The sequence below is a fragment of the Micromonospora sp. NPDC047753 genome (assembly GCF_040642735.1).
GTDB lineage: Bacteria > Actinomycetota > Actinomycetes > Mycobacteriales > Micromonosporaceae > Micromonospora.
The window spans coordinates 1-3,759 of the sequence record NZ_JBEYSL010000586.1 but is presented as its reverse complement, the minus strand read 5'-3'; the positions used below and the strand labels follow the sequence as shown (position 1 = coordinate 3,759).

The 3,759-nt window shown below is 68.4% G+C and carries 4 protein-coding genes; all 4 read left to right on the top strand.

Going from position 1 to position 3,759, the window contains the following annotated elements; genetic code table 11:
* The first annotated feature begins 216 nt into the window (after window positions 1-216).
* The gene (locus ABZ749_RS31375) at window positions 217-1,155 is read left to right on the top strand and encodes an ABC transporter permease (RefSeq protein ID WP_112583767.1); all 939 of its coding nucleotides are present in this window, start codon (window positions 217-219) and stop codon (window positions 1,153-1,155) included.
* Window positions 1,148-2,104: an ABC transporter permease gene (locus ABZ749_RS31370; protein ID WP_357207420.1), complete on the top strand. Its 957-nt coding sequence runs from the start codon at window positions 1,148-1,150 to the stop codon at window positions 2,102-2,104. The genes ABZ749_RS31375 and ABZ749_RS31370 overlap by 8 nt, the downstream gene beginning before the upstream one ends.
* 7 nt (window positions 2,105-2,111) lie before the next feature.
* Window positions 2,112-3,143: an ABC transporter ATP-binding protein gene (locus ABZ749_RS31365; protein WP_112583768.1), complete on the top strand. Its 1,032-nt coding sequence runs from the start codon at window positions 2,112-2,114 to the stop codon at window positions 3,141-3,143.
* Window positions 3,124-3,759, top strand: a 636-nt coding sequence (locus ABZ749_RS31360; protein WP_357234139.1) for an ATP-binding cassette domain-containing protein, incomplete at its 3' end; no start/stop codon positions are given. The genes ABZ749_RS31365 and ABZ749_RS31360, both read left to right, overlap by 20 nt.

Below are 3,759 nucleotides of genomic sequence, written 5' to 3'. Positions count from 1 at the left end.
TGGCTCTACGCTCCCCACCATGTTCGCGCCAGTGAAGATCATCTCGGGTGGTCTGGAGATCCGTGAGTTCGGCCCACCGGGGCCGGGCCGCAGCAGCGGACCCGGCGTCGGTGGCGCCGGCTCCACCGGGCCGGACGGCACGTCTCGGATATTTCGGGTACGACCAGAGATGCCGTCCTGCGACCCTTTCGCACATTTCCGGAGAGACTGCTAAGCATGTTCCGCTACATCCTGCGGCGCCTACTGCAGATGGTCCTGGCGTTCTTCGGGACCACCCTGATCGTCTACGCGCTGACATTCGCCGGGCAGGGCGACCCGATCCAGGCGCTCGCCGGCGAACGGCCGGTGACGCCAGCGCAGCGGGCCTACCTCACCGAGAAGTACAACCTGGATCAGACGGGCGTCGGCGGCTTCTTCTACCGCTACTTCGACTACGTGAAGGACCTGCTCCAGGGCAACCTGGGCGAGTCGCTCACCGGCCGGAGTATCGGTGACATCCTCCAGCAGGCCTGGCCGGTCACCGTGCGGCTCGCGCTCATCGCGCTCGCCGTGGCGATCATCTTCGGTGTCACCGCCGGGGTCCTCGCCGGCATCCGCCGGGCCAGCATCTTCGACAACTCGACGCTGGTGCTGACCCTGCTGGTGCTGGGCATCCCGACGATCGTGCTGGCACCGCTGGCGCAGTACTTCCTCGGCGTCAAGTGGCAGCTCTTCCCACCCACCGCCGGCTCCGACCCGACGTTCTACGCGCTCCTGCTGCCGGGCATCGTGCTCGGCTCGCTGTCGCTGGCCACCGCCCTACGACTCACCCGGGCCTCGGTGGCGGAGAACCTGCGCGCGGACTACGTCCGGACCGCCCGGTCCAAGGGCCTGGTCAAGCGGCGCATCGTCATCGTTCACGTGCTGCGCAACTCGCTGATCCCGGTGGTCACCTTCCTCGGTGTGGAACTGGGCAACCTGATGAGCGGCGCGATCATCACCGAGGGCGTCTTCAACATCCCCGGCGTGGGCTTCAACCTCTTCCGCGGCATCCGCACCGAGGACGGCCCCCTGGTGGTGGGCATCGTCAGCGTGCTCGTCGTGGTCTACCTGGTCTCGAACCTGGTGGTGGACGTCCTGTACGCCGTACTCGACCCGAGGATCCGCTATGAGTGACTTTGAGACTGTGGCGGCCACCGAGAACCAGGCCGCGCGACGTGGCCCCTCGGGAGAGCCGGGCACGCCCAACCAGGTCGGCGCCGCGAACAAGCCCCGCAGCCTGGCCGGAGACGCCTGGCGCGACCTGCGCCGCAACCCGATCTTCTGGATCTCGCTGGCGTTGGTCGTCATCTTCACCCTGATGGCGCTGCTGCCCGGGGTCTTCACGGCCAACAACCCGAACGACTGCCTGCTCTCCCGGCAGCACGCCGGGCCGTCCGGCGGGGCCATCTTCGGGTACGACTTCCAGGGCTGCGACACGTACTCCCGGGCGGTCTACGGCACCCGGGCATCGCTGCTGGTCGGCGCGCTCGCCGCGCTCGGCACCGGCATCATCGCGCTGGTGGTCGGCATGCTGGCCGGTTACTTCGGCCGCTGGGTCGACGCGGTGCTATCCCGGGTGATCGACGTGGTGCTCGGCATTCCGCTGCTGCTGGCCGCGATCGTGCTGCTCAAGCGGGTGTCCAGCGACAACCAGTGGGCTCGGATCGGCGCTGTCGTCTTCGTGTTGGCCCTCCTCGGCTGGACCACCGCCGCCCGCGTGGTCCGGTCCTCGGTGATCACCGCGAAGGAGCAGGACTACGTCGCGGCGGCCCGGATGCTCGGCGCCGGCAACAGCCGGATCATGTGGCGGCACATTCTGCCGAACTCGCTGGCCCCGGCGATCGTCGTGCTGACCATCGCGCTCGGCTCGTTCATCGCGGCCGAGGCGACGCTCTCCTTCCTCGGCATCGGCCTGAAGGCGCCCACCATCTCGTGGGGGCAGGACATCGACACCGGCCGGATCCACATGCGGGAGGCGGCCACGCCGTTGATCGTCCCGTCTGCCTTCCTGGCACTGACCGTGCTGGCGTTCATCATGCTCGGCGACGCGATCCGTGACGCCTTCGACCCGAAGCTGCGGTGAGAACATCATGACCGTCAATCCCACTCCCGCCTCCGCCACTCCCGAGGGCGGTCACCTGCTGGAGTTGCGGGACCTGCACGTCGAGTTCCGCACCAACGAGGGTGTCGCCCGGGTGATCAACGGGGTGTCGTACCACCTGGACGCCGGCGAGACCCTTGCCGTGCTCGGCGAATCCGGCTCGGGGAAGTCGGTCACCGCCCAGGCGATCATGGGCATCCTGGACACCCCGCCCGCGTTCGTCCGTTCCGGCCAGATCCTCTACCAGGGTGAGGATCTGCTCACCCGCTCCGAGGAGCAGCGCCGGCAGGTACGCGGCAAGGAGATCGCGATGATCTTCCAGGACGCGCTCTCCGCCCTCAACCCGGTCTTCCCCGTCGGCTGGCAGATCGGTGAGACGCTGCGCCAGCGCGCCGGCATGTCCCGAGCCGACGCTCGACGTCGTGCCGTCGAGCTGATGGATCTGGTCAAGATCCCGGGTGCCGCCAAGCGGATCGGCGACTACCCGCACCAGTTCTCCGGCGGTATGCGGCAGCGCGTCATGATCGCCATGGCGTTGGCGCTGGACCCGAAGGTGCTGATCGCCGACGAGCCCACCACGGCCCTCGACGTGACAGTGCAGGCCCAGATCATGGACCTGCTGGCCGACCTGCGCCGGGAACTCAACATGGCGATGATCCTGATCACCCACGACCTGGGTGTGGTCGCCGGTGTCGCGGACCGGATCGCTGTCATGTACGCCGGCCGGATCGTCGAACACGCCGACGTCCGCTCGCTCTACAAGGCACCCGCCCACCCGTACACGAAGGGTTTGTTGGAGTCGATCCCGCGCCTGGACGTTCGCGGCCAGGAACTGTCGACGATCAAGGGGTTGCCGCCGAACCTGATGCGCATCCCGTCCGGCTGCCCGTTCCACCCCCGGTGCCCGTACGTCCAGCAGGTCTGCGTGGACGAGGTGCCGCACGACCTGGTCCTCGGCGACGGCCGGACCAGCGCTTGCCACTTCGCGCAGGAGGTCCGTGATGACAGCGTCGCCCGCTAACCCCACGAAGGTCCGCGGCGAGACCATTCTCGCCGTCGACAACCTGGTGAAGCACTTCCCGATCACCCAGGGCGTGCTGTTCCAGCGGCAGATCGGGGCGGTGAAGGCCGTCGACGGGGTGAGCTTCGAGCTGCGTCGGGGCGAGACGCTCGGCGTCGTCGGCGAGTCCGGCTGCGGCAAGTCCACCCTCGCCCGGCTGCTGATGCGCTTGGAGACGCCCACCTCCGGGCGCGCCACCCTGGAGGGCAAGGACCTGTTCAAGGCTTCCGGGGGTGAGCTGCGCCGGCTGCGCCGCAACATGCAGATGGTGATGCAGGATCCGTACACCTCGCTGAACCCGCGGATGACCGTCGGCGACATCATCGGTGAGCCGTTCGAGATCCACCCGGATGCCGCGCCGAAGGGCAGCAAGGCCAAGCGGGTTCAAGAGCTTTTGGACCTGGTCGGGCTCAACCCGGAGCACATCAATCGGTACCCGCACCAGTTCTCCGGCGGTCAGCGTCAGCGCATCGGCATCGCCCGCGCCCTCGCGGCCCAGCGCCCCTCGCCCCCCTCATCCGCGCCGTCGCGGGTCCAGACGTCCTGCACGTGCAGCACCGCGGGCACCCGCCCGAGC

What these genes read in the sequence shown, in the direction of transcription:
- ABZ749_RS31365 (WP_112583768.1), top strand. Translation starts at nt 2,112, where the DNA reads ATGACCGTCAATCCCACTCCCGCCTCCGCCACTCCCGAGGGCGGTCAC.
- ABZ749_RS31375 (WP_112583767.1), top strand. Translation starts at nt 217, where the DNA reads ATGTTCCGCTACATCCTGCGGCGCCTACTGCAGATGGTCCTGGCGTTC.
- ABZ749_RS31370 (WP_357207420.1), top strand. Translation starts at nt 1,148, where the DNA reads ATGAGTGACTTTGAGACTGTGGCGGCCACCGAGAACCAGGCCGCGCGA.